The sequence below is a fragment of the Vogesella sp. LIG4 genome (assembly GCF_900090205.1).
Lineage (GTDB): Bacteria > Pseudomonadota > Gammaproteobacteria > Burkholderiales > Chromobacteriaceae > Vogesella.
This window is the reverse complement of record NZ_LT607802.1, coordinates 3,092,894-3,116,028: the sequence shown is the minus strand read 5'-3', so window position 1 is coordinate 3,116,028 and position 23,135 is coordinate 3,092,894. Positions and strand designations below refer to the sequence as shown.

General features: G+C 62.2%; 16 protein-coding genes. 10 read left to right on the top strand and 6 right to left on the bottom strand.

The features are described 5' to 3' along the window. Positions 1 to 98 precede the first annotated feature (98 nt). From PSELUDRAFT_RS14560 to PSELUDRAFT_RS14545, 4 genes are all read left to right on the top strand, one after another. Complete coding sequence (locus PSELUDRAFT_RS14560; RefSeq protein ID WP_088967518.1) at positions 99 to 644, top strand: cupin domain-containing protein; 546 nt, start codon at positions 99 to 101, stop codon at positions 642 to 644. 43 nt (positions 645 to 687) lie between these two features. Then, positions 688 to 2,175, top strand: coding sequence for an aldehyde dehydrogenase (locus PSELUDRAFT_RS14555; protein ID WP_088967517.1), 1,488 nt, complete (start codon positions 688 to 690; stop codon positions 2,173 to 2,175). A gap of 262 nt (positions 2,176 to 2,437) precedes the next feature. Further along, the gene (moaA, locus tag PSELUDRAFT_RS14550) at positions 2,438 to 3,412 is read left to right on the top strand and encodes a GTP 3',8-cyclase MoaA (RefSeq protein ID WP_088967516.1); all 975 of its coding nucleotides are present in this window, start codon (positions 2,438 to 2,440) and stop codon (positions 3,410 to 3,412) included. Between the two features lie 115 nt (positions 3,413 to 3,527). Continuing rightward, a complete protein-coding gene (locus PSELUDRAFT_RS14545) occupies positions 3,528 to 4,187 on the top strand; it encodes a carbonic anhydrase (RefSeq protein WP_088967515.1) in 660 nt (219 codons plus the stop codon). 157 nt (positions 4,188 to 4,344) lie between these two features. On the opposite strand, the gene purU is transcribed toward PSELUDRAFT_RS14545, so the two are convergent. After that, a complete protein-coding gene (gene purU, locus PSELUDRAFT_RS14540) occupies positions 4,345 to 5,205 on the bottom strand; it encodes a formyltetrahydrofolate deformylase (protein ID WP_088967514.1) in 861 nt (286 codons plus the stop codon). Between the two features lie 304 nt (positions 5,206 to 5,509). On the opposite strand from purU, the gene betB reads away from it, so the two are divergent. Next, positions 5,510 to 6,973 carry a betaine-aldehyde dehydrogenase gene (gene betB, locus PSELUDRAFT_RS14535; RefSeq protein ID WP_088967513.1) on the top strand — a complete coding sequence of 488 codons (1,464 nt, stop codon included), beginning with the start codon at positions 5,510 to 5,512 and terminating at the stop codon, positions 6,971 to 6,973. A gap of 120 nt (positions 6,974 to 7,093) precedes the next feature. Continuing rightward, positions 7,094 to 8,830 carry a choline dehydrogenase gene (betA, locus tag PSELUDRAFT_RS14530; RefSeq protein ID WP_088967512.1) on the top strand — a complete coding sequence of 579 codons (1,737 nt, stop codon included), beginning with the start codon at positions 7,094 to 7,096 and terminating at the stop codon, positions 8,828 to 8,830. A 169-nt stretch (positions 8,831 to 8,999) separates the two neighbouring features. On the opposite strand, the gene PSELUDRAFT_RS14525 is transcribed toward betA, so the two are convergent. Continuing rightward, positions 9,000 to 9,212, bottom strand: coding sequence for a hypothetical protein (locus PSELUDRAFT_RS14525; RefSeq protein ID WP_088967511.1), 213 nt, complete (start codon positions 9,210 to 9,212; stop codon positions 9,000 to 9,002). A 609-nt stretch (positions 9,213 to 9,821) separates the two neighbouring features. Here PSELUDRAFT_RS14525 and PSELUDRAFT_RS14520 point away from each other — a divergent pair. From PSELUDRAFT_RS14520 to PSELUDRAFT_RS14510, 3 genes are all read left to right on the top strand, one after another. Further along, positions 9,822 to 11,459, top strand: coding sequence for a diguanylate cyclase (locus PSELUDRAFT_RS14520; RefSeq protein WP_088967510.1), 1,638 nt, complete (start codon positions 9,822 to 9,824; stop codon positions 11,457 to 11,459). A gap of 502 nt (positions 11,460 to 11,961) precedes the next feature. Further along, the gene (locus tag PSELUDRAFT_RS14515) at positions 11,962 to 12,729 is read left to right on the top strand and encodes an MBL fold metallo-hydrolase (RefSeq protein ID WP_088967509.1); all 768 of its coding nucleotides are present in this window, start codon (positions 11,962 to 11,964) and stop codon (positions 12,727 to 12,729) included. Then, complete coding sequence (locus tag PSELUDRAFT_RS14510; protein ID WP_197693879.1) at positions 12,726 to 14,912, top strand: bifunctional diguanylate cyclase/phosphodiesterase; 2,187 nt, start codon at positions 12,726 to 12,728, stop codon at positions 14,910 to 14,912. Before PSELUDRAFT_RS14515 ends, PSELUDRAFT_RS14510 begins: the two co-directional genes overlap by 4 nt. An 11-nt stretch (positions 14,913 to 14,923) precedes the next feature. On the opposite strand, the gene PSELUDRAFT_RS14505 is transcribed toward PSELUDRAFT_RS14510, so the two are convergent. Continuing rightward, entirely contained in the window at positions 14,924 to 15,508 is a 585-nt protein-coding gene (locus PSELUDRAFT_RS14505; RefSeq protein ID WP_231895227.1) for a LysE family translocator, read from the bottom strand. Positions 15,509 to 15,654: 146 nt separating this feature from the next. Between PSELUDRAFT_RS14505 and PSELUDRAFT_RS14500 the strand changes: the two genes are divergently transcribed. Then, positions 15,655 to 16,671, top strand: coding sequence for a GlxA family transcriptional regulator (locus PSELUDRAFT_RS14500; protein ID WP_088967507.1), 1,017 nt, complete (start codon positions 15,655 to 15,657; stop codon positions 16,669 to 16,671). Positions 16,672 to 16,702: 31 nt separating this feature from the next. Here PSELUDRAFT_RS14500 and PSELUDRAFT_RS14495 read toward each other — a convergent pair whose 3' ends face one another. The 3 genes from PSELUDRAFT_RS14495 to PSELUDRAFT_RS14485 all read right to left on the bottom strand — a co-directional run bounded on the left by PSELUDRAFT_RS14495 (position 16,703) and on the right by PSELUDRAFT_RS14485 (position 23,058). Next, a complete protein-coding gene (locus PSELUDRAFT_RS14495; RefSeq protein ID WP_088967506.1) occupies positions 16,703 to 17,296 on the bottom strand; it encodes an HD family hydrolase in 594 nt (197 codons plus the stop codon). A gap of 286 nt (positions 17,297 to 17,582) precedes the next feature. After that, positions 17,583 to 18,725 (bottom strand): response regulator, encoded by a 1,143-nt coding sequence (locus tag PSELUDRAFT_RS14490; RefSeq protein WP_088967505.1) that lies wholly within the window; start codon positions 18,723 to 18,725, stop codon positions 17,583 to 17,585. Between the two features lie 31 nt (positions 18,726 to 18,756). Next, positions 18,757 to 23,058 (bottom strand): response regulator, encoded by a 4,302-nt coding sequence (locus tag PSELUDRAFT_RS14485; protein ID WP_088967504.1) that lies wholly within the window; start codon positions 23,056 to 23,058, stop codon positions 18,757 to 18,759. Positions 23,059 to 23,135: the final 77 nt, after the last annotated feature.

Here is a 23,135-nt window from a genome sequence, read left to right as displayed (position 1 = left end):
GAAATTTTGTTATTGCGGCGCAACAACCATGGCAAAAGCGGTCAAAATCCTTATCATCAAACGTCTAAAATTATTAACATACGGATTGGACAGAAAGCATGGATGTCGGAGCACGACTACGGATGGTTCGCGAACGCATGGGTCTTTCCCAGCGCGAACTGGCCAAACGAGCTGGCGTTACTAACGGAACGATCTCCTTGATCGAACAAAATCGCGTCAGCCCCTCGATCAGTTCGCTGCGCAAGGTACTGGAAGGTTTGCCGATGACCCTGTCGGACTTCTTTACCTTCGACGCCGATCCGCAACAGCCGCGCGTGTTCTACACCCCGGACGAGCTCCCCAACCTGGGCAACGACCAGATCCAGCTCATGCTGGTCGGGACGTCCCATGAGCGTCGCGACATCGCCATCCTGCGCGAGGTGTACCAGCCCGATGCCGATACCGGCCCGGAAATGCTGATGCACGAAGGACAGGAAGGCGGCGTGGTGCTGAAGGGGCGCATCGAAGTCACCGTTGGTAACGACGTGCGCGTACTCGGCCCAGGCGACTCTTACTACTTTGATAGCAAGTTGCCACACCGCTTTCGCAACGTTGGCGGCGAAACCTGCGAGATTGTCAGCGCAAGTTCGCCTCCCACGTTCTGACCGCCGGGAAACCGGCGGATAGACACAACAAAGGAGAAACACAATGGCTCGCACCCACGCTGAGTGGAAAGCCCTTTCCAGCGAAATCAAGATCGAAGGCCGCGCCTTTATCGACGGTGAATACGTCGACGCCGCCGACGGTCGCAGCTTCGACTGCATCAACCCGGCCACTGGTGACAAGCTCGCCAGCATCGCCTGGGCTGGTGAGCACGAAGTGGAGCTGACAGTAAAGGCTGCCCGTCGCGCCTTTGAAAATGGTGGCTGGTCCGACCTGCCGCCGCTGGCCCGTGGCCGCATCCTGAAGCGCTTTGCCGCGCTGATCCGCGAACATCGCGACGAACTGGCTCTGCTGGAAACCCTGGATGCCGGCAAACCCATTGGCGACACCACCACGGTGGATGTACCGGGCGCAGCCTATTGTGTGGAATGGTTTGCCGAAGCCATCGACAAGGTGGGCGGCGAAGTCGCCCCGGTGGACCCGAAACTGGTGGGCCTGGTTACCCGCGAAGCCATTGGCGTGGTTGCCGCCGTGGTGCCGTGGAACTTCCCCATTCTGATGGCCAGCTGGAAATTTGGCCCGGCGCTGGCAGCAGGTAATGCACTGATCCTGAAACCGTCGGAAAAATCGCCGCTGACCGCCATCCGCCTGGCCGCGCTGGCCAAGCAGGCCGGCATCCCGGACGGCATCTTCCAGGTACTGCCGGGCGCCGGCGACGTGGGCAAGCGCCTGGCCATGCACATGGACATCGACTGCATCGCCTTCACCGGCTCCACCGGCGTGGGCAAGCTGATCGCCGCCGATGCCGCGCAGTCCAACCTCAAGCGTGTATGGCTGGAGCTGGGCGGCAAGTCGCCCAATATCGTGCTGCCGGATTGCCCGGACCTGGCGCGTGCCGCACGCACCGCTGCCGGCGCCATCTTCTACAATATGGGTGAAATGTGTACCGCCGGCTCGCGCCTGCTGGTGCATGAAGACATCAAGGATGCCTTCGTTGCCGAATTCAAGAAGGCCGCCGACGGCTTCTACCCCGGCGACCCGCTGGACCCGTCCAGCGGCATGGGCGCCATCGTCGATCGCACCCAGTACGACAAGGTGCTGTCCTACATCGACAAGGCCAAGTCTGAAGGCGCCGAACTGGTATGCGGCGGCAAGGCCACCCACGTAGACACCGGCCTGTTCATTGAGCCGACCGCCTTCGTATGCCAGCGCCCGGACATGACCATCTGCCGCGAGGAAATCTTCGGCCCGGTACTGTCCATCATCACCTTCAAGGATGTGGAAGAAGCCATCCGCATCGCCAACGACACCGAGTACGGCCTGGCCGCCGCGGTGTGGACCAGCAACGTCACCACTGCACACCAGGTATCGCGCCGCCTGCGCGCCGGCACCGTGTGGGTGAACTGCTACGACGAAGGCGGTGACATGAACTTCCCGTTCGGCGGCTTCAAGCAATCCGGCAACGGCCGCGACAAGTCGCTGCACGCGCTGGAGAAGTACACCGAGCTGAAGTCCACGCTGATCAAGCTGTAAGCGATACGCGATATCGGTAGCAAACGGGCCTGCGGGCCCGTTTTGCATTACCGCGGCAAAAACCCTACCGCCGGCATGTCGCAATCAGCAAAGCAGGTGCACGAAAAAACGCGGCATACTGTAAGAAATAGCCCCCGGCACACGACCAATGCCGGTGATGCTTACGCCGAAAGAGCTAGGCCAGCGCCTACCTCCGGCCAACTGGCAGGGCGTTTGCTTTGACCTACACTGTGTGCAATTCACCCGTATCGGAAAGTGTCGTATGTTGTCCGACCGCTTTGGCAGAAATATCGAATACCTGCGTGTCTCGGTAACCGACCGCTGCGACCTGCGTTGCAGCTACTGCATCCCCAAGGGCTTCAAGGGTTTCGAAGAGCCGGAGAACTGGCTGACCTTCGACGAAATGGAACGCGTGATCGCCAGCTTCGCCCGCCTGGGCACCCGCCGCATCCGCCTCACCGGCGGCGAGCCGCTGCTGCGACGCAACCTCCCCGAGTTGGCCGCAAGGCTGTCCGCCCTGCCCGGCGTCGAGGATTTGTCGCTGACCACCAACGGCACCCAGCTGGACAAACACGCCCAGGCGCTGTTCAAGGCCGGCCTCAACCGCCTGAACGTAAGCCTGGATTCGCTGCGCCGCGACTGCGTGCAGGAGATCAGCGGCAGCGACAGCCTGGACAAGGTGCTGCACGGCCTGTCCGCCGCGCGCGACGCCGGCTTCAAGACCATCAAGATCAATATGGTGCCGATGGTGGGCGTCAACGATGGCGACATCGAAGCGATGATCGCCTTCTGTATCGAAAACAACTTCATCCTGCGTCTCATCGAAGCGATGCCGATGGGCAGCACCGGCCAGCACACCCAGGGGCTCAACCTGTCGCGCCTGCTGCACCAGCTGAGCCAGCGCTTCGACCTGCAGGAAAGCTGCAAAACCCTGGGCGGCGGCCCGGCCCGCTACTGGGAAAGCCGCGACGGCCGCTTCACCCTGGGGCTGATCACGCCGATGTCGCAGCACTTCTGCGCCACCTGCAACCGCGTGCGGCTGTCGGTGGATGGCACGCTGTACATGTGTCTGGGGCAGGAAGAGCGCTTCGAACTGCGCCCGCTGCTGCGCGCCGGCTGTAGCGATGCCGAGCTGGAGGCCGCCATCCGCGAGGCCATCGAGCTCAAGCCGGAAAAGCACGAGTTCATCGAACGCCCGCAACAGGTGGTGCGTTTCATGTCGATGACCGGCGGCTGACGCGCCCCGTTGGCCGCAAGCCTGCGGCCAACCCTTGCCGGCGTCGGGCTCTGCTGCAGCCGGTTTCGCTCCGCCACGAGACCGGCTGCACCAGAACCTTGAAGCGAGCCGCATCATGAACTCGGTCGAACCGCTGCTGGAAGGCTTCCGCCGCTTTCAGCAAGACTATTTTTCCCCGGAACACAATCTGTACGAATCGCTGCGCCACGGCCAGAGCCCGGCCACGCTGGTGATAGGCTGCTGCGATTCGCGCGTGCACCCGCCGGCTCTGATGAGCAGCCAGCCTGGCGAGATGTTCGTGGTGCGCAACGTGGCCAACCTGGTGCCGCCCTACGATGCCGGCAACCTGCACGCCAGCGTGGCGGCGGCGCTGGAATTCGCCGTGCTCAACCTGCAGGTGGAGCGCATCATCGTGATGGGTCACGCTGGCTGCGGCGGCATCCGCGCGCTGATGCAGCGCAGTACGCCACAGGACAGCGCCCTCACCCGCTGGCTGGATATCGCTGCGCCGGCACGCGATTTCGTCTACCGCCGCTACGGCCACGAGGACGAGGCGCAGCGCCTGCGCCGCTGCGAGCAGGCCGCCATCATGGTGTCGCTGGACAATCTGCTGTCCTACCCGTGGCTGGCGCAGAAAGTGGCGGCCGGCGAGCTGGTACTGGATGGCTGGTTCTTCGACCTCAACGATGGCGCACTGTGGGGCTACGACGCCGCCGGCCAGGCCTTCGTGCCACTGGTGTGCCCGCTGCAGCCGCGGCAGACCGCGGCAGCCTGATCACCCGAAGCGCCCGCCCGGGCTGCTGGCAGCGCGATTGAATCGGCGCCCTGCCGTTTACGCGACAAGGCCCTTCCGCCTGGCGAAAGGGCCTTGTCGATAAAGGTTGGCCGCACAAACGTGCGGCCAACCTTTTACTACCTGCCGAAGCTTCCGCTCAGCGCAGCACCACGGTGCGGTTGCCGTTGAGGAACACGCGCCGCTCCAGGTGGAAGCGTACCGCGCGCGCCAGTGCCAGGCACTCCATGTCACGCCCCACAGTGAGCAGCTGCTCGGCGCTGTGCGCGTGATCCACCCGCTCCACCACCTGTTCAATGATCGGGCCTTCGTCCAGATCGTCGGTAACGTAGTGCGCGGTGGCGCCGATCAGCTTCACCCCGCGCGCATGCGCCTGGTGGTAGGGCTTGGCACCCTTGAAGCCGGGCAGGAAGGAGTGATGGATATTGATGGCGCGGCCGGCGAACAGGCGCGAGGTTTCTTGCGACAGCACCTGCATATAGCGCGCCAGCACCACCAGCTCGGCACCGGTGGATTCCACCAGCGCCAGCAGCGCCGCTTCCTGCTGCGGCTTGGTGTCCGCCGTCAGCGGCAGATGGTGGTAGGGAATGCCGTAGCTGCGGGCAATCGGCTCCAGGTCCGGATGGTTGGACACCACCGCCACCACGTCCATGTCCAGGTCGCCCATCTTGCGGCGGTACAGCAGGTCGTTCAGGCAGTGGTCCAGTTTGGACACCATGATCAGCACGCGCGGGCGCACGCGGCTGTCGTGCAGGTTCCATTCCACCACGCCCTGTTCGGTCAGGCCGGCCAGGCCCTCGCGCAGGCCGGCTTCGGTGAATACGCCATCCAGCGCATGAAAGGTACTGCGCACGAAGAAGCGCTCGGTTTCCTGGTCGTCAAACACCGCCAGCTCGTCGATATAGCAGTGCTGCTGATCCAGCAACTGGGAGATGCGGGCCACCTGGCCCGGGCCGCTGCGACAGGTGCAGGTCAGCGTGTAGCGGTGGGATGCGCTCATGGGTGATCTCCTCTTGTGTGCGTCATGTCGCCCGATGCGGGCCATGAGCCTGTTCATGATCTTTATGGCAGCTGCGCAGGCCCGGTGGGCCGGCTACAACGTAAAAAAACCAGCAACAGGCTCGATACGGCTAACCTTAGCGCCCAGCCCACGGCGCGACTGGTCGCCAGCCGTCACGGGCTGGCCTTTTCTGGACATTAGCGCTGGTCGCGCCGACATGGGTAGATGTCGGAAACAGACAGGACGCCATGCGGCCAACATGGCCCAATGCCGGCATAGCCTGGGCGACAAGCGAGGAGACGACGTGAACACCCCCATTCTGTGCAGTTATATCGGCGGCCGCAGTATCGATAATCCGGCACTGCCGTTGCTCGACAATATCGAACCGGCCACCGGCAAGGTGCTGTGCCGCGTGCAGCAGGCCGGCGACGACGAAGTGGCGCTGGCCGTAGAGGCCGCCAAGCAGGGTTTTGCCGTCTGGTCGGCAATGAGCGGCGCCGAGCGCGGCCGCATCCTCAACCGTGCGGCGCAGCTGCTGCGGGAACGCAACGCCGAGCTGGCGCTGCTGGAAGTGCGCGACAACGGCAAACCTATCCAGGAGGCCGAGGTGGTGGACGTAATGTCCGGCGCCGACTGCGTGGAATACTTCGGCGGCCTGGCTGCCAGCATCCATGGCCAGCAGTTCGCACTCAAGGGCGCCTTCGCCTACACCCGCCGCGAACCGCTGGGCGTGTGCCTGGGCATTGGCGCCTGGAACTACCCGATCCAGATCGCCTGCTGGAAATCCGCCCCGGCGCTGGCCTGCGGCAATGCCATGATCTACAAACCGGCCTCGCTCACCCCGATGAGCGCTATCGAACTGGCCAAGATCTACACCGAAGCCGGCGTGCCGGACGGCGTGTTCAACGTGATCCTGGGCAGCTCCAAACCGGCGCGCCAGCTGATTGCCCACCCGGACGTGGCCAAGGTATCGGTGACTGGCTCGGTGGAAACCGGCAAGGCCATCATGGCCGATGCCGCCAAGACGCTGAAGCGCGTCACCATGGAGCTGGGCGGCAAATCGCCGCTGATCATCTTCGATGATGCCGACCTGGACCAGGCGGTTTCCGCCGCCATGCTGGCCAACTTCTACACCCAGGGCGAAATCTGCACCAACGGCACCCGCGTGTTCGTGCACGAGGCCATTCACGATGCCTTCCTGGAAAAACTGGTGGCCCGCACCCGCAAGCTGAAGATCGGCGACCCGCTGCTGCCGGACACCCAGGTGGGTGCGCAGATTTCCGGCGACCACGCCGCCACCGTACTGCGCTACATCGAACAGGGCATCGCCGAAGGCGCCAGCCTGCTGGCCGGTGGTCACCGCGTGGAAGTACCGGGCTGCGAGGGCGGCAACTTCGTTGCCCCCACCATCTTTGCCGGTTGCCACGACGAGATGAGCATCGTGCGCGAGGAAATCTTCGGCCCGGTAATGTCGGTGCTGAAGTTCAAGGACGAGGCCGAGGTGCTGGCACGCGCCAACGACACCCGCCTGGGCCTGGCCGCCGGCGTGTTCACCCGTGACCTGGCACGCGGCCACCGCATGGTGGAAAAACTGCAGGCCGGCGTATGCTGGATCAACAACTACAACATCACGCCGATCGAAATGCCGTTCGGCGGGCTGAAGGAATCCGGCATCGGCCACGAGAACAGCCTGGCCACGCTGGACTACTACACCCAGCTCAAGAGTGTGTACGTGGAGTTGAGCGGCGTAGCCTGCCCGTACGAGTAAGACGCACACACCCGGCGCCCCGCTCGCCCGCTGCGGCCAACCTTCCGCGGCGGGCGCGCTCGTGCCGGTTACCGCAATGTCCGCCCACCCTGAACGCGGCGCAGCCGCAAGAGAACGGTCATGAAACAGGAATTCGACTACATCATCGTCGGTGCCGGCTCAGCCGGCTGTGTGCTGGCCGCACGCCTGACGGAAGATGCCGATGTCAGCGTGCTGCTGCTGGAAGCAGGCGGCCCGGACTGGCGCCTGGACTGGCGCACCCAGATGCCGGCGGCGCTGGCCTACCCGCTGCAGGGCAAGACCTATAACTGGGCCTACACCACCCAGCCCGAGCCGCACATGGGCAACCGCATCATGACCCAGGGCCGCGGCAAGGGCCTGGGCGGCTCATCGCTGATCAACGGCATGGTCTACATCCGCGGCAATGCCATGGACTACGACAACTGGGCCAGCAACAAGGGGCTGGAAGACTGGAGCTACCGCGACTGCCTGCCCTATTTCCGCAAGGCGGAAACCTATGACAAGGGCGGCAACGATTTCCACGGCGACAGCGGCCCGCTGCATGTCACCACGCCCAAAGCCGATATCTCGCCGCTGTTCGCTGCCTTCGTGGCCTCCAGCGAGCAGGCCGGCTACCCGCGCACCGACGACCTGAACGGCTACCGCCAGGAAGGCTTCGGCCCGATGGACCGTACCACCACCGCCGACGGCCGCCGCTGCAGCACCTCGCTGGCCTACCTGGACACCGCGCGCCAGCGGCCGACCCTGCAGGTGAAAACCCGCGCGCTGGCCGACCGTATCCTGTTCGACGGCAAGCGCGCCATTGGCGTGAGCTATCTGCAGGGCGGCAGCTGGCACGAGGCCTATGCCAGCCGCGAAGTGATCGTCAGCAATGGCGCCATCGCCTCGCCGCAGCTGCTGCTGCGCTCCGGCGTGGGCAATGCCGACGAGCTGCGCGCCATGGGCATCAACAGCGTGGCGCACCTGCCCGGCGTGGGCGAAAACCTGCAGGATCACCTGGAAATGTACCTGCAGTACGAATGCCTCAAGCCGGTATCGCTATACCCATCGCTGCAATGGTGGAACAAGCCGCCGATCGGCATCGAATGGTATCTGCGCGGCACCGGCATCGGCGCCAGCAACCACTTTGAGGCCGGCGGCTTCATCCGCAGCAGCGAGCAGTTCGCCTGGCCCAACCTGCAATACCACTTCATTCCGCTGGCAATGAACTACGACGGCAGCAACCCGGTGAAGGCGCATGGCTTCCAGTGCCACGTCGGCTCCATGCGCTCGCCCAGCACCGGCACCATCAAACTGAAGAGCTGCGACCCGCGCGACCATCCCATCCTGCGCTTCAACTACATGGCGCACGATATCGACTGGCAGGAATTCCGCGCCGGGGTGCGCATCACCCGCGAGATCATCGCCCAGCGTGCCATGGACGAATTCCGCGGCAAGGAAATCAAGCCGGGCATGATGATCAAGAGCGATGCAGAGATCGACGCCTTCGTACGTGAACACGCCGAGACCGCGCTGCATCCGTCCTGCACCTGCAAGATGGGCGATGCCAGCGACCCGATGGCAGTGGTGGACAACGAAGGCCGCGTGCATGGTCTGTCCGGCCTGCGCGTGGTGGACGCCTCCATCATGCCGCAGGTGGTGACCGGCAACCTCAACGCGCCCACCATCATGATGGCGGAGAAGATCGCCGACCGTATCCGCGGCCGCGCGCCGCTGGCACGCTCGCAGGCACCCTACTTTGTCGCCGGCCGCCAGCCGCTCAAGTTGGCCGCAAGCGACACCCAGACCGGTGCTCCGCTGCTGTGGTATCCACCCAAGGCAGCAAGCATTCGTTGACCCTGTTCAACCCTCTCCGCGCGCACTTCGGTGCGCGTTTTTTTTTGGGTCGTGCGGATGTCGCGCCAGCCCCGGTGATGCCGGCACGACCAGGACCCGGCACTGCGCCGGCCCCATAAACGACAAAAGCCCGCACAATGGCGGGCCACATGTTGCAAAGCGAAAAAGCTTAGCAGATAACCGACAGATGGTTTTTCGGCAGCCAGTCAGCGCCGCCACGCGGCCAGGCAACCAGTACGCCGCGAGCCTGGTCGCAGGCAACAACGGTGCCGTCAAACTTCTGTACGTGGCCAAACGGTGCGTAATTCACGCGGAAACCCGGTTCCGGCTGTACTTCGTTACGGGTAAACAGGGACAGCAGGCTGGAGATAATGTATTTCATTTTCAGTAGTCCAAGAAGTTTTGCATTTCCAAACGATGGTGCCATTGTAGAGCACTGTTGTGCGCCGCAACATAAGGAATGCGACAAAAATGTTCGATACTGAGTATAAGTATGTAATTTTACGAACATGTTACGGCGTGCACAGCCCACAGCAACACGCCCGCTGAGCCGAGCGCCAGCCAGCACCGGCGCCACCCTGTCGCTGGGCAAGCTGCTGCCAGCAACGCCACGCCAGCCGACAGCGTTGGCACTATCCACCCACCTTCGACCCACCTTCACTTGCGGACAGCGCCAGCACGCGGCGACAGCAGAACCAGCCGCTATTTATGCAACCTGGCAGCGAAAAGCATGCAAGAATGCAGGCATTCTGGTTGCAGCCAAATCTTGTCGGTGGCCAAATTCGCCCTTGCTGGCCCGGTTTGCAGCTACGCATCAGCTTGAACAGGCGGCGCCGGGCACTTAAAGAACCGGATATCAAGTGTTCGCGTGGCGGACAAGCCCAGGCGCCCCGGTCAGCTTGTTTTTGCCTGTGTGGCAAACGGGCCCCAGGCCGGCCGTACATTTATTGTTGCCGAGAAATTGCATTTACTCGTCAGGTAGCCTTCAGTCATGACGAATTCGCCCCAAGTCACTCCGCAGCCCATATTCTTTGTTCGTCCATCCCAATTAAAACAGATGCGGGATCCACTATTTGCCAAGTGGAATCTGGATTTGGCGCAAGAAGAAAAATCACCCGACTCCGCATTCAACCTTGCAGAGCTGGTCGACTTCAGCCTGATGAACGAAGTATTTGCCAGTTATCTGGAGGTTGTCGGGCTGCCGGTTGCGATTATCGACTTTAATGGCCGGGTTTTATCATCCTCGAACTGGCAGCGCCTGTGCATGGAGTTTCATCGCGTCAATTCGACAACCCTTGAGCGCTGCCTGGAAAGCGACAAAAGCCTGTCGCGGCACATGAGTGACGGCAAGAATTATGCCATTTACCGCTGCCATAATGGCCTGACTGACTGTGCATCGCCTATCGTCATCGAAGGGCAGCACATTGCCAACCTGTTTATCGGCCAGTTTTTTCTTGAGCCGCCCAGCATGGCGTATTTCGAAGCGCAGTGCGACCAGTTCGGCTTTGATCCGGACAGGTATTTCAAGGCGCTATCCGAAGTGCCGATTGTAGCGGAAGAGAAACTCCCCTCCATTCTGAAAATGCTGGTAGGGTTTGCCACCCTGATTGCCCAGCAAAGCATTGCCGAACACCGCGCCAGAATCGCCTATGAGAGCGTGGAAAAGCAGGTTATTGAACGCACCAAAGCGCTGGTTGATGCCAAGGAGCGCCTGGAGGCTGCCGCCTCGGCCGGCATTGTCGGTATCTGGGACTGGGATATTGAAAATGGCCAACTGATCTGGGATGAAGTGATGTACAAGCTCTACGGCATCCATGAAGACAATTTCACGGGAGCCTACGAGACCTGGTCAAATGCCATCCACCCGGATGACAAAGCCTATGTCACGGAAGAAATACAGGCCGCGCTGCGCGGGGAGCGGACATACGCGCCGGAATTCCGCGTGATCTGGCCGGATGGCTCGGTGCACTATATCAAGGCAGTAGCGCATACCACCTATGACCCGCAGGGTAAGCCGCTACGCATGGTCGGCGTCAATTACGACCTTACCGAACAGAAGCAGATTCAACACAAGCTTGACTACCTGGCGTTTCATGACCAGGTCACCGACCTCCCCAATCGCAGATTGCTGGATGAGCGCCTGGAGCAGTCAATCGCCCAGGCACGTCCGGAACGGCTCAGGATAGCGGTGCTGTTTATCGACCTGGACAAGTTCAAGGCAGTGAATGACGTTTATGGCCACAACACCGGCGACTGGCTGCTGAAACAGGTAGCGAACCGAATCGGCAGATGCCTGCGCAAGACGGACACCGTTGCCCGCATTGGAGGCGACGAGTTTGTTGTGCTGTTGCAGAATATCGACGCCACCGACGCTGCCGTGGGTGTTGCCGAACACATCAGAACCCTGCTGGATCAGCCATTCATGATGGAAGATGGTCTGGCACTCAATATCTCATCCAGTATTGGGGTGGCGACCTACCCCGACCATGCAGGCAATGCACAGGAGCTATTGCGATTCGGCGACGAGGCCATGTACAAGGCCAAGAAAGGCGGGCGGAATACCGTGGTGGTTTTCAAGGCGGAAAATCACAACGCGACAGAAAATCACCACGCCGCCACCAGCTGCTGAAAACCGTACCATCACGGTGTTCACTGTTTCTGCCACGGCGAAACAGCACAATACTTACCTGGCCGCACAAAAAAGCCGGCCTGCAAATAATTTGCTGGCCGGGCTTGATGGCCATACCAGCGCAGCCCCTCCACACGATGCAATGGCAATTGCTTGCCACGCTCGATCAATTCCCAAATCCCCGCCTAAAAACCCGAAAAACTGCACCAGATTTTCGTCCCCATAAAATTACTGCTTGCTTTTCTTTGCGCAAAACAGCAGCAGATATGCCACTACATGGCTGGCTCAAGCCCATGTAAAACACCAGCCCTCCAGTCAGAAATACAGGCATCACCCTATCGCACACCATGCGGCATGGCCCGCAAATAGCGCCATGTAATTCCCGGCAAAGCAGCAAGACACAGCGGCGGTGGCATGCATTTCGATTTGATCTGGATCAACCGAAGCCCGATGGGCATCCCATATATTGCAAACAACTGAATATCCTGATCTTCAAAAAATCATGCAAAATATTGATCTGTTTGACAGCGGAACACACCGCTTTGTCTTGCTGAATGAGAGTGAACCCGGGGAAGAAGATGGCATTCGCTCCAATCAGTACCTGATCCAGCATGGCGAAGATGGTGTATTGCTTGACCCGGGCGGCTTTGGCGTGATGCCGCGAGTGCTGACCGAGATGCTCCGCTACCTGCCGCCCAACCAGATCAAGGCCATTATTCTTTCGCATCAGGACCCGGACATTGTCGGCGGCATTTCTGCCTGGCTCGAATTGACGCATTCCCCGGTATACATTTCCAGCATCTGGCTGCGGTTTATTCCGCACTATGGCATTGAAGCGATGGAGCGCTTCACCGGCGTGCCTGATGCAGGCCAGCATCTAAGCATCACGCCAGACTTTGACTTGCAGCTTATTCCGGCGCACTTCCTGCACTCGGAAGGACAAATCAACGTTTACGACCCCCGCTCCAAAATCCTGTTCTCGGGCGATATCGGCGCCGCCATGATGCCGACCGATCTGGATGAGGCGTTCGTGGACGACTTTTCCAGGCATATCCCGCATATCGAGGGTTTCCATCGCCGGTACATGTGCTCCAACCGCGCGGCAAGAAACTGGGTGCAGCGTGTTTCCCGCCTGGACATCGACATGATCGCCCCGCAGCATGGCCCGGTATACCGCGGCAAGGCCGTGCAGGAATTCCTGGCCTGGTTCAACCAGCTGGAATGCGGCGTGGACCTGCTGGAAGAGTTCATCAGCGAGGAGCACGCGTGAGTGCCGCCAAACTCCACGACCTGCCACAGAATATTGCCGAGATGCGGCTGCAGGTGGTCGAACGCTTTGCAGCCCTGTTCGAAAACCAGATCCGCAACCAGAATTTCCGTGGCGCCATCCTGCGGCTGGTAAGCGATGTACACCAGGATGTCATCACTACCCTGCAGCAAGGCGTGACCAGGATTGCCGAGGGAGGCATTCCCGCAGATGAACGTGACAAGCTGCATCACATACTGTCTTCGACGATAAATCGCTGCCGGAACCTTGAAGCAGCACTGCCGTTTCTATTGCAGACCAATACGAAGCGCGGCGGCAACAACTGCGATGATCTGAAACGCATCCTGCTGCGCTTTGACCAGGCCACGCAGTGGCTGGCCGGCACACTGATTGAAAAAAACCTGCTGGAACGGCAAAGCGCGGTGCTGGAGCAGATCATTCTCTCGCACGAAAAGGTGACGCAGTGGAAGTCCTTTGTGCAGGAGATTCTGGGCAGCTTTCATACCATCTTCCCGTTCCAGTTCTTTTTTATCGCCTTTGCGGAAGAGCACGGGCTGGGGTTGAATATTTATTATGTAGGCACGCCGGACGAGTCGACCAAGTCGATGGTGCGAACCCGGCTGGCCAAGGAAATGATCAGTGGGCTGCACCTGCCGGATGACTTGCCTATCGACTTCGAAGAGTTCGAGATCGAATCCGACACCCGCCTGGGCATGCCGCTGGATGTAGAAATGATCACGGTGGCGGTGCCGGAGATGGACTCGGTCAACCTGGCGGGGCTGCTTGGCATCGCCTACGCCAGCACCCGCCACCCTGGCGAGCAGGAGCTGGCCGTCATCCGCTCGATTCTGGCCGTGATGGTCATGGTGGTCGGCTCCAGCAAGGCGCTGGGCAGAACCCTGGATGAGCTGGAGTATTACTCGAATCACGACCCGCTTACCGGCCTGCATAACCGGCGCTACTTCAGCGAGATGATCGAATACGAGGTCGACCGCTCCGAGCGGCATGGGCATGAATTTTCACTGCTGATGCTGGACCTGGACGACTTCAAGGATGTAAACGACACCTGGGGCCACCCCTGCGGCGACACCGTGCTGCGGCGGATTGCCGAACTGCTGCGCGTGGTAACCCGCAAGGGCGATCTGATTGCCCGCCTGGGCGGCGACGAATTCATCATCCTGCTCACGGAAACAGGCGCCGAAGCCGCGTATGTGGTGGCGGAAAAACTGCGCAACCTGATGCGCAACAACCAGTTTGCCGCGCCGGACGGCAAGCATTTCCATGTCACCACCTCGATCGGAGCCGCAACCTTCCCGCAGGATGCGCAAAGCGTATCCGACCTGATGACCGGGGTGGATGTGGGCCTCTACCGTGCCAAGGAGCTTGGCAAGGATGGCATCGGCTCGGTCGCCGCAGTCAAGGACAGGGTGCAGCACAAGCGCCAGACGCGTGACTTCGTGGAGCACCTGCGCAACGCCATCGGCGAGGGGCGCCTGATCCCCTATTTCCAGCCGATATACGATTGCCACAGCGGCGAACTGTTCGCCTATGAGGCACTGGCGCGCCTGATCGAGCCCAATGGCGAAACCCTGTCTGCTGGCGCCTTCATTGAAACCATCGAGAAATACGGGCTGTCACGCGACCTGGATCGCGCGGTGATATATCACGGCCTGCATGCGCTGCGACGGCGCCTGGATGCCGGCAAACCGCCGGTGCTGCTGTTCATCAACCTTTCGATGCAGGAAATTCAGGGCCGCGGCGTGATTGGCTATGCCGAAAAACTTTGCGCCGAACTTGATATCCCCCCCAGCCACCTGGTATTTGAAATCATCGAGCGTGATGCCATCAGCGACATGACGCATATGCGAAGCTTTTTGAATACGCTGCGCAAAAAAGGCTTCCTGTTTGCGCTGGACGACTTTGGCAGCGGCTATAACTCCTTCCACTATCTTCGCGAACTGGCATTTGATTTTGTCAAAATCGATGGCGCATTCGTGCGCAACATCATCAATTCCAAAGTCGACTATTCCCTGGTCAAGAACCTGAGCCAGCTATGCCAGGACCTGGGGATATTGACCGTCGGAGAGTTCGTGGAATCGGCGGAATTGCAGAGTGCATTGCAGAGCATGAATGTAAACTATGCCCAGGGTTTCCATCTTGGTGTACCCGGGGCATCGATGACATAGCCGGCCCTGTTTTAATGACTGATCGTCAATACCGCACCAGCCAGCATGAACAGACCGCCGCATGACTGGTTGAAACGTTTGCCGCTGCGCTCCAGTCGCGGGCGGATACGGTGGGCCAACCGCGCCAGCAGGCATTCCACACAGAACTCGATCACGGCAAAAGTCCCGGCCATGATCACGAACTGGGGCCACAACCCGCGCTGCGGGTCGATGAACTGCGACAGGAACGCGCCGTAGAACAGCAGCGCCTTGGGGTTGGAGATCGCGGAGATGAAGCCCTGGCCGAACAGCGCTCGCCCGCGCCTGGCCGGTGCCTGCCCGTCGGTGCTCAGGCGCAGCGCCGGAGCGCGCCACAACTGGATGCCCAGCCACACCAGGTAGGCGCCGCCGACCAGTTTCAGCAGCGTCAGCGCCTGGGCCGAAGCCTGCAGCAAGGCACCGATGCCGCACATCGACAGGCCGATCAGCACGACGAAGCCGATAACACCACCGCTCACGGTATACAGCGTTTTACGGTGCCCGTAGAGCGCACCATGGGTCAGCGCCAGCAGGCCATTCGGGCCGGGGGTAAGAGACAGGCCGATTGCTGCCGCCAAGTAGAGAAGCCAAGTCTGCCAAGCCATTGGAGTGCCCTCGTGTCTGGAGTGCTTCCAGTCTAAGCATGGCCGGCAGGAATCAATGGCAAAATATGGCCGTATTGCGATAATTTCTGGACAGTTGCAACGACCGTAGCGGATCAACCATGTCATCGTCTCTCCCGCCCCCACCCGTACCTGCCAGCAACACAGCTGCGGCGCCCGAGGTGCGTTTCCTGCTGCTACCCCTGCCGGAATTCTCGCTGCTGCCGTTCGGCGGATTTCTCGACAAGCTGCGGTTTTCCGCCGATGAGGCCGACTACAGCCGGCAACGGCATTGCGAGTGGCGGGTACTCGGGCTGAGCGCCGGGCATATCGTTTCCAGCAGCGGCGTGGCCACGGCGATCCAGGTCACGCCGGGGCAGATCCGCCTGGCGGATTACGACTACCTGGTGGTATTCGGCGGGCGAACCGCGCGGGGTAGCCAGGCGCTGGGCGAGGCTTATGGCGGGCTGTTGCGCGAGGCGGCGGCACAGGGGGTGCCCCTGGTCAGTGTCGACAACGCCTGCTTCATGTTGGCCGCAGCGGGTTTGTTGAACGGCTATCGCGTGGCGCTGCACTGGCGCCACGTGCAGGAGTTTCACGCCGCTTTTCCGCATATCCGCGTGGTGGAGGAGCAACTGTACTGTTTCGACGGGCCCCGTATCAGCTGCGCCGGCGGTAGCGCCGCCATCGATCTGGCGGTCGAGCTGCTGGCCCGCCACCTTGGGCGGATACGCGCGCTGAAAGGGTTGGCCGACATGCTGGTGGACGCGCCGCGGGCGCAAGGGCATCAGCTGTCGTCGCTGGATGAGGACGCGCACGCCGGGCGGCATGTCGGTCGCGCCATCGCACTGATGCGCAGCCGCCTGGCGGACAAGACCGGCATCACCGAACTGGCCGCCCTGGTCGGGCTTAGCCGTCGGCAGCTAGACCGCTTGTTCCATGCCGAATTCAGCCTGTCGGCACACGATTACTGGCAGGAAATGCGCTTGCAACACGTACGCTGGCGGCTACTGAATTCGGATCACAGCCTGGCGCTGCTGGCCGACGAGATCGGGCTGCAGGATGCCAGCTACCTGTGCAAGGTATTCCGCAAGCGCTTCGGGCAAAGCCCGGACACGCTGCGCCGGCAGCCGCATTGAATGATGGGCAAGCGCCCATGCGGCCAGGGTACTAGCTTGCCGGCGTTTGCCCGGCAAAGTGCCGGTCTATCCATTGCTCGCATACCTCCCACAATTGCGGCGCCCCGCGCCGGATAACCGGGCCATAGCGGGCGACGACCTGCTCCAGCGTCACATTGTTTTCCGTCCAGGTGCCGCCAGCGGTAAATACATTGATGAGCAGCGGCTGAAAGCGGTCCAGCGCCTTGGCGAATTTTGCATCGTCGGTTTCTGCGCGCTCGAACTCCTGCCACAAGGCAAGAAGGGCCTTGCCTTGCGGCGCGGGCAACATGCCAAACAAACGCGCAGCTGCCCTGGCTTCCTGCTCGGCCTGCAGTGCGTTTGAACCGCCGGCATGGATGGGAAAATCGCCAGCATCTATCTCGACAATATCGTGCAGCAACAGCATCTGTATGACACGGTTCGTGTCCACGACAGCGCTGGCGTACTCGTTCAGCAGCAAGGCATACATTGCCAGGTGCCAGGAATGCTCGGCCGAGTTTTCCTTGCGGCTTTGATCAAGCAGCGGCGATTGCCGCACTACGCTCTTCAGGCGGTCGATTTCTCGCAGAAAGCTTAACTGCTGTTGCAGCGCTGACAGGGGCATGATGTTCCTGCGGCAAAAAGTGGCGTTGCCGGATTATAGCGAACGGCACGCCGGGAGCCCGGCCTCGGCCCGGGGTTGCCCGGGTGTCTCAGCTTAGGCCTGCCCCACCCGGACGATCTCGCCCTCATCGCGCTTGCGGCCAACGTCAATATCGGCGTGGCTGTTGCAGCTATACATGCGCAAGCCGAACGCCGAAGCCTTTCTCCGCTGCCGGATCAGGAAGGAGGCGTAGCTGAAAGCCCGTGGTGACGGTTTCCCCATTCCTCAGGACGGGCTGCCGCACGCTTCAATCCAGCGGTATCGCTATCTTCAATAGTGTGCCACGCCCTGGCGCGCTCTCAATGGCAAACTCGCCCCCCAGTGTGGCGACGCGCTCTCGCATGCCCACCAGGCCGAAGGCGCTGGTTTTCCGGACATCCTTCATGCCCACGCCATTGTCCTTGATCTGCAGATGCAGCTCGCGACCAAGCCGATACAGCGCGATGCTCACCCGTGTTGCCTGGGCGTGCCGGGTGATGTTCGACAGCGACTCCTGCAGGATGCGAAACAGCGTGGTGGCGCGATTGTCGTCCAGGTCGCAGTGGAAATCCTCCTCCTTGGCGTGTATCGCACACATGATCCCGGTGCGTTGCCGGAACTCCTCCAGCTGCCACTCAATAGCCGCCTGCAACCCCAGGTCGAGCACCGGCGGGCGCAGGTCGTTGATGATGCCGCGCACGCTGCGGATCGCGGTATCGATATGGTTAAGGATGTCGCCCGCCCTCTTGTGCAGTTCCGGGGGCAAATCGCCGCCGTTTTCGTACAGCATGGAGATGTCGATACGCAGGGCCAGCAGGCTCTGCCCCAGCTGGTCGTGGATTTCCCGCGCAATGCGCTTTCTTTCCTCTTCCTTGATCTGCTCCTGGTAGGACGCCAGCTCGCGCAGCTGCCGCTTGGACTGCAGCAATTCCTCGGCCTGCAGCGTCAGCTTGCGCTGCAGGTAGAACAGGTCGACGAACACCCGCACCTTGGCGCGCATCACCTCGGGCACGATGGGCGAAAAGATGTAGTCCACGGCACCGGAGGTGTAGCCACGGATGCTCTCGGAGTCGGTGCTGGCCTCGGCGGTGACGAAGATGATGGGGGTATGCGCGGATTTCGGCCGGCCATGTATCAGCGCCGCGGTTTCGAAGCCGTCCATCTCCGGCATTTTCACGTCGAGCAGGATCACGGCGAAGTCGCGCTGCAGCAGCAGGCGCAAGGTCTCGCGCCCCGAGGTCGCGGTGCTGATGTCCAGGCCCATGTCAGCAATCACCGTGGCCAGCGCGGTCAGCTTGGCCGGGTTGTCGTCCACCAGCAGCACCGGGGCCGGCACGCCGTCCGGCGGGGCCAGCGTCCCCGGCGACACACCCTGGCGGAATACCGACGGTTCCTGTCTCTGCGTAGCCATATCGACTCCATTGCGCCGTGTGCGCCGTCTGTCAGCGATGCAGCCACTTGCGCATCAGCGACAGCAGCTGCTCGGTATCCACCGGCTTGCTGGCGTAGTCCGACGCGCCCGCTTCGATGCACTTTTCCCGGTCGCCCTTCATCGCCTTGGCTGTCAGCGCAATCATCGGCAAGGCGGCAAAGCGCTTGAGCGAACGTATCTGGCGCATGGTTTCAAAGCCATCCATGCCCGGCATCATGATGTCCATCAGCACGATGTCGGTGTCGGGCTGCTGCTGCAGCAGTTCGATGGCGGCGCGGCCGTTCTCCGCCGAGCTCACCTGCATATTGTGGGACTCCAGCACGCTGGTCAGCGCAAAGATATTGCGCACGTCGTCGTCCACCACCAGCGCCTTCTTCCCCTCCAGGCCATCCGGGCCGGCATAGAGTTTTTCCAGCATGCTGCGCTGCTGCGGCGGCAGCGCAGCCACCGCGCAGTGCAGGAACAGCACTGCCTCGTCCAACAGCCGTTCCGGCGACTGCACTTCCTTGATCACCCCCTGGCTGGCCAGCTCGCGAAAGCGTGCCCGCTCCTGCGGCGTCAGCACTTCCGTGCCATGCACCACCACCGGCAGCTCGCGCGTTGCCTCGCGCTCGCGCAGTACCTCCAGCAGCCGAATGCCGGGCATGTCGGCCAGGCCCAGATGCAGCACCAGGCAGTCGTAGTGTTTGCGCTCCAGCCGTTTCAGGGCGGCGCTGCCGCCGGTGACAACTTCCACCTGCCCGCCGCCGTCCAGCAGCTTGGCCAGCTTGCTGCGGCCAACGTCATCGCTGTCCACCAGCAGCAGCTGCCGGCTCCTGCGCTGTGCAAACTTCACCAGCCCTGCCAGTGCGCGCCGGGTCTCGTCGGCGGCCAGCGGTTTGACCAGGCAGGCCAGTGCGCCATAGCGCAGCCCGCGGCTGCGGTCGTCGTCGGCAACAATGATCAGCACCGGGATATGGCGGGTGGCGAAATTGCGCTTGAGCTGCTCGAAGGTAGACCAGCCATCAACGTCGGGCAGGTCCAGGTCCAGCAGCAGGGCCATCGGCTGGAAGCGCGCCACCAGCTCCGGCACTTCCGCACCGCGGGCGGTGACCACGCCGCGAAAGCCGCTCTTGTGCGCGGCATCCAGCAACGTGCCGGCAAAACCGACGTCGTTCTCCAGCAGCAACAGCACCTGGTCGCTGCCCTGGATGGACTCGCGGTCATCGAATATCTGCACCGGCAGCGCCAGGCCGGCGTCGCGCCGGCCAGCCTCCAGCAGTGGCAACGCAGCTTCGCCCACGGCCCGCGAAGCATCTGCGCCGCGCAGCGGCACGAACAGGGCAAAGGTGCTGCCCTTGCCGATTTCGCTGGCAATCAGCCGCAGCTCGCCACCCAGCTGGCGCGCCAGCTCGCGGCTGATCGACAACCCCAGGCCGGTGCCGCCATATTTGCGCGAGGTGCCGGTATCGGCCTGCTGGAACGCTTCGAAGATCAGGCTCTGCTTGTCGATGGGCACGCCGATACCGGTATCGGTGACCACGAAGCTCACCACCGCGTCGGCACGGTTCAGGCCGCTGTGGTCGGCGCTCCAGCCGAAGATGGCCGGCGCGATGCCGATGCTGACGCGGCCCTGCTCGGTGAACTTGAAGGCGTTGGACAGCAGGTTCTTGACCACCTGCAGCAGGCGCTTCTCGTCGGTCCACAGCGCCGGCGGCAGGTCCGGTGCCAGCTCGATGGTGAAGCCCAGCGCCCGGTTTTCCGCCACCGGCCGGAAGGTGCGCTCGATCTGCTCCTGCAGATCGGCAAACGCGGTCTTGCCCAGCTCCAGGCTGACGGTGCCCGACTCGATCTTGGACAGGTAGAGAATCTCGTCGATCAGCTCCAGCAAGTCCTTGCCGGCGCCGTAGATGGTTCTGGCGTAGTCGACCTGCTTGGTGGTGAGGTTGCGTTGGGCATTGTCGCTGAGCTGCTGCGCCAGGATCAGCAGGCTGTTCAGCGGCGTGCGCAGTTCGTGCGACATGCTGGAGAGGAATTCGGACTTGTACTTGGAGGTGCGCGTCAGTTGCTCGGCCTTTTCTTCCAGTGACAGCTTGGTGATCTCCACCTCGCGGTTCTTGCGCTCCACTTCCGCCTTCTGCTCTTCCAGCAGGCGGGCCTTGTGCGCCAGTTCCTCGTTGGTCTGCCGCAGCTCCTCCTGCTGGCTCTGCAGCTCCAGCGCCAGCTGCTGCGACTGCTTGAGCAGCTCCTCGGTGCGCATATTGGCCTCGATGGTGTGCAGCACAATGCCGATGGACTCGGCCAGCTGGTCGAGAAAGGTCTGGTGAATGGTGCTGTACTGCATGAACGAGGCCAGCTCGATGACGGCCTTGACCTGGTTCTCGAACAGGATGGGCAGCACGATGATGCTCAGCGGCGCCGCCGCCCCCAGCCCGGAGGTGACCGCCACGTAGTTGCTGGGCACCTCGGTAAGCAGGATGCGCCGCTTCTCGTAAGCGCACTGCCCGACCAGGCCCTCGCCGATGCGCCACTGGTCGTTGACGTTGATATTGTCCTTGTACGCATACGCCGACAGCAGCTTGAGCTTGGCCTGCTCCGCCGGGCTCTCGCCCATCATGTAGAATACCCCGTGCTGGGCATTGATCAGTGGCGCCAGTTCCGACAGCACCATGCGCGACACCGTCAGCAGGTCGCGCTGGCCCTGCAGCATGCGCGTGAAACGCGCCAGGTTGGTCTTGAGCCAGTCCTGCTCTGCGTTCTGCCGTGTGGTTTCACGCAGGTTGCGGATCATCTCGTTGACGTTGTCCTTCAGCTCCGCCACTTCACCCCGGGCCTCCACCTGCACCTTGCGCGTCAGGTCGCCCTTGGTGACCGCGGTGGCCACATCGGCAATGGCGCGCACCTGGTTGGTAAGGTTGGCCGCAAGGCCGTTCACGTTGTCGGTGAGGTCGCGCCAGGTGCCGGCCGCGCCGGGTACGTTGGCCTGCCCGCCCAGCTTGCCTTCCACCCCCACCTCCCGCGCTACCGAAGTCACCTGGTCGGAAAACAGCGCCAGGGTATCGGTCATATTGTTGATGGTGTCGGCCAGCTCGGCGATCTCGCCCTTGGCCTCCACCGTCAGCTTTTTCTTCATGTCGCCGTTGGCCACCGCGGTAACCACCCTGGCAATGCCGCGCACCTGGTTGGTCAGGTTGGCCGCCATGAAGTTGACGCTCTGGGTGAGGTCCTTCCAGGTGCCGGACACGCCGCGCACCTCGGCCTGGCCGCCCAGCTTGCCTTCGGTACCCACCTCGCGCGCCACGCGGGTGACTTCCGAAGCAAAGCTGTTGAGCTGGTCCACCATGGTGTTGATGGTGTTCTTCAGCTCCACGATTTCGCCCTTGGCCTCCACGGTGATCTTTTTGCCCAGGTCGCCCTTGGCCACCGCCGTGGTCACCTCCGCGATATTGCGCACCTGGTTGGTCAGGTTGGCCGCCATGCTGTTCACCGAGTCGGTGAGGTCGCGCCAGGTGCCGGACACGCCGCTTACCCGCGCCTGGCCGCCCAGCTCGCCCTCGGTGCCCACCTCGCGCGCCACCCGCGTCACCTCGTCGGCGAAGGTGGACAGCTGGTCCACCATGGTGTTGATGGTGTTCTTCAGCTCCAGGATCTCGCCCTTGGCTTCCACCGAGATCTTCTTGCCCAGGTCGCCGTTCGCCACCGCGGTGGTGACCTGCGCGATATTGCGCACCTGGGTGGTAAGGTTGGCCGCCATGCCATTCACCGATTCGGTGAGGTCGCGCCAGGTGCCGGACACGCCACCCACTTTCGCCTGGCCGCCGAGTATCCCCTCGGTGCCTACTTCCCGCGCCACGCGGGTCACTTCGGAGGCGAAGGAGCCGAGCCGCGTCACCATGGTGTTGACGATCTGCGCCGAGCGGAGAAACTGCCCGCGCAGCTGCAGCCCGTTCAGGTTCATCGGCAGCTGCTGGCTCAGGTCGCCCTCCGCCACCGAGCCGATGACGCGGGTCATCTCGTTCATCGGGCTGATCAGGTCATCCGCCAGCGCATTGCTGGAATCGACGATCTTGCGCCACGAGCCTTTCATCATCGGCAAACCGATACGCTCCTCGACCTTGCCCTGCTTGCCCACCAGCCGCGCCACGCGTTCGAACTCGGCGGTGGTGTCGGCCGCCATGTCGATGATCTCGTTGAGCGTATCGGCGATCTTGCCCGGCATGCCGGTCCAGTCTTCCGGCATGCGCGTGGTGAAGTCCCCGCGGCGCAGCGCCTTCAGCGTGGCCAGCAGGGTATTCATGTCCAGCATGTCGGTCTCAGCCGTGGTGGTCGTCATGGTGCTGCCCCATCAAAAAAAGCGCTGCTTCCCGGCATGCTGCCGGGGCGGGTAACACACAGCCCAGGCGGCAGGTG

What these genes read in the sequence shown, in the direction of transcription:
- PSELUDRAFT_RS14500 (WP_088967507.1), top strand. Translation starts at nt 15,655, where the DNA reads ATGTCATCGTCTCTCCCGCCCCCACCCGTACCTGCCAGCAACACAGCT.
- betA (WP_088967512.1), top strand. Translation starts at nt 7,094, where the DNA reads ATGAAACAGGAATTCGACTACATCATCGTCGGTGCCGGCTCAGCCGGC.
- PSELUDRAFT_RS14515 (WP_088967509.1), top strand. Translation starts at nt 11,962, where the DNA reads ATGCAAAATATTGATCTGTTTGACAGCGGAACACACCGCTTTGTCTTG.
- PSELUDRAFT_RS14525 (WP_088967511.1), bottom strand. Translation starts at nt 9,212, where the DNA reads ATGAAATACATTATCTCCAGCCTGCTGTCCCTGTTTACCCGTAACGAA.
- PSELUDRAFT_RS14490 (WP_088967505.1), bottom strand. Translation starts at nt 18,725, where the DNA reads ATGGCTACGCAGAGACAGGAACCGTCGGTATTCCGCCAGGGTGTGTCG.
- PSELUDRAFT_RS14545 (WP_088967515.1), top strand. Translation starts at nt 3,528, where the DNA reads ATGAACTCGGTCGAACCGCTGCTGGAAGGCTTCCGCCGCTTTCAGCAA.
- purU (WP_088967514.1), bottom strand. Translation starts at nt 5,205, where the DNA reads ATGAGCGCATCCCACCGCTACACGCTGACCTGCACCTGTCGCAGCGGC.
- PSELUDRAFT_RS14520 (WP_088967510.1), top strand. Translation starts at nt 9,822, where the DNA reads ATGACGAATTCGCCCCAAGTCACTCCGCAGCCCATATTCTTTGTTCGT.
- PSELUDRAFT_RS14495 (WP_088967506.1), bottom strand. Translation starts at nt 17,296, where the DNA reads ATGCCCCTGTCAGCGCTGCAACAGCAGTTAAGCTTTCTGCGAGAAATC.
- PSELUDRAFT_RS14560 (WP_088967518.1), top strand. Translation starts at nt 99, where the DNA reads ATGGATGTCGGAGCACGACTACGGATGGTTCGCGAACGCATGGGTCTT.
- moaA (WP_088967516.1), top strand. Translation starts at nt 2,438, where the DNA reads ATGTTGTCCGACCGCTTTGGCAGAAATATCGAATACCTGCGTGTCTCG.
- PSELUDRAFT_RS14485 (WP_088967504.1), bottom strand. Translation starts at nt 23,058, where the DNA reads ATGACGACCACCACGGCTGAGACCGACATGCTGGACATGAATACCCTG.
- PSELUDRAFT_RS14555 (WP_088967517.1), top strand. Translation starts at nt 688, where the DNA reads ATGGCTCGCACCCACGCTGAGTGGAAAGCCCTTTCCAGCGAAATCAAG.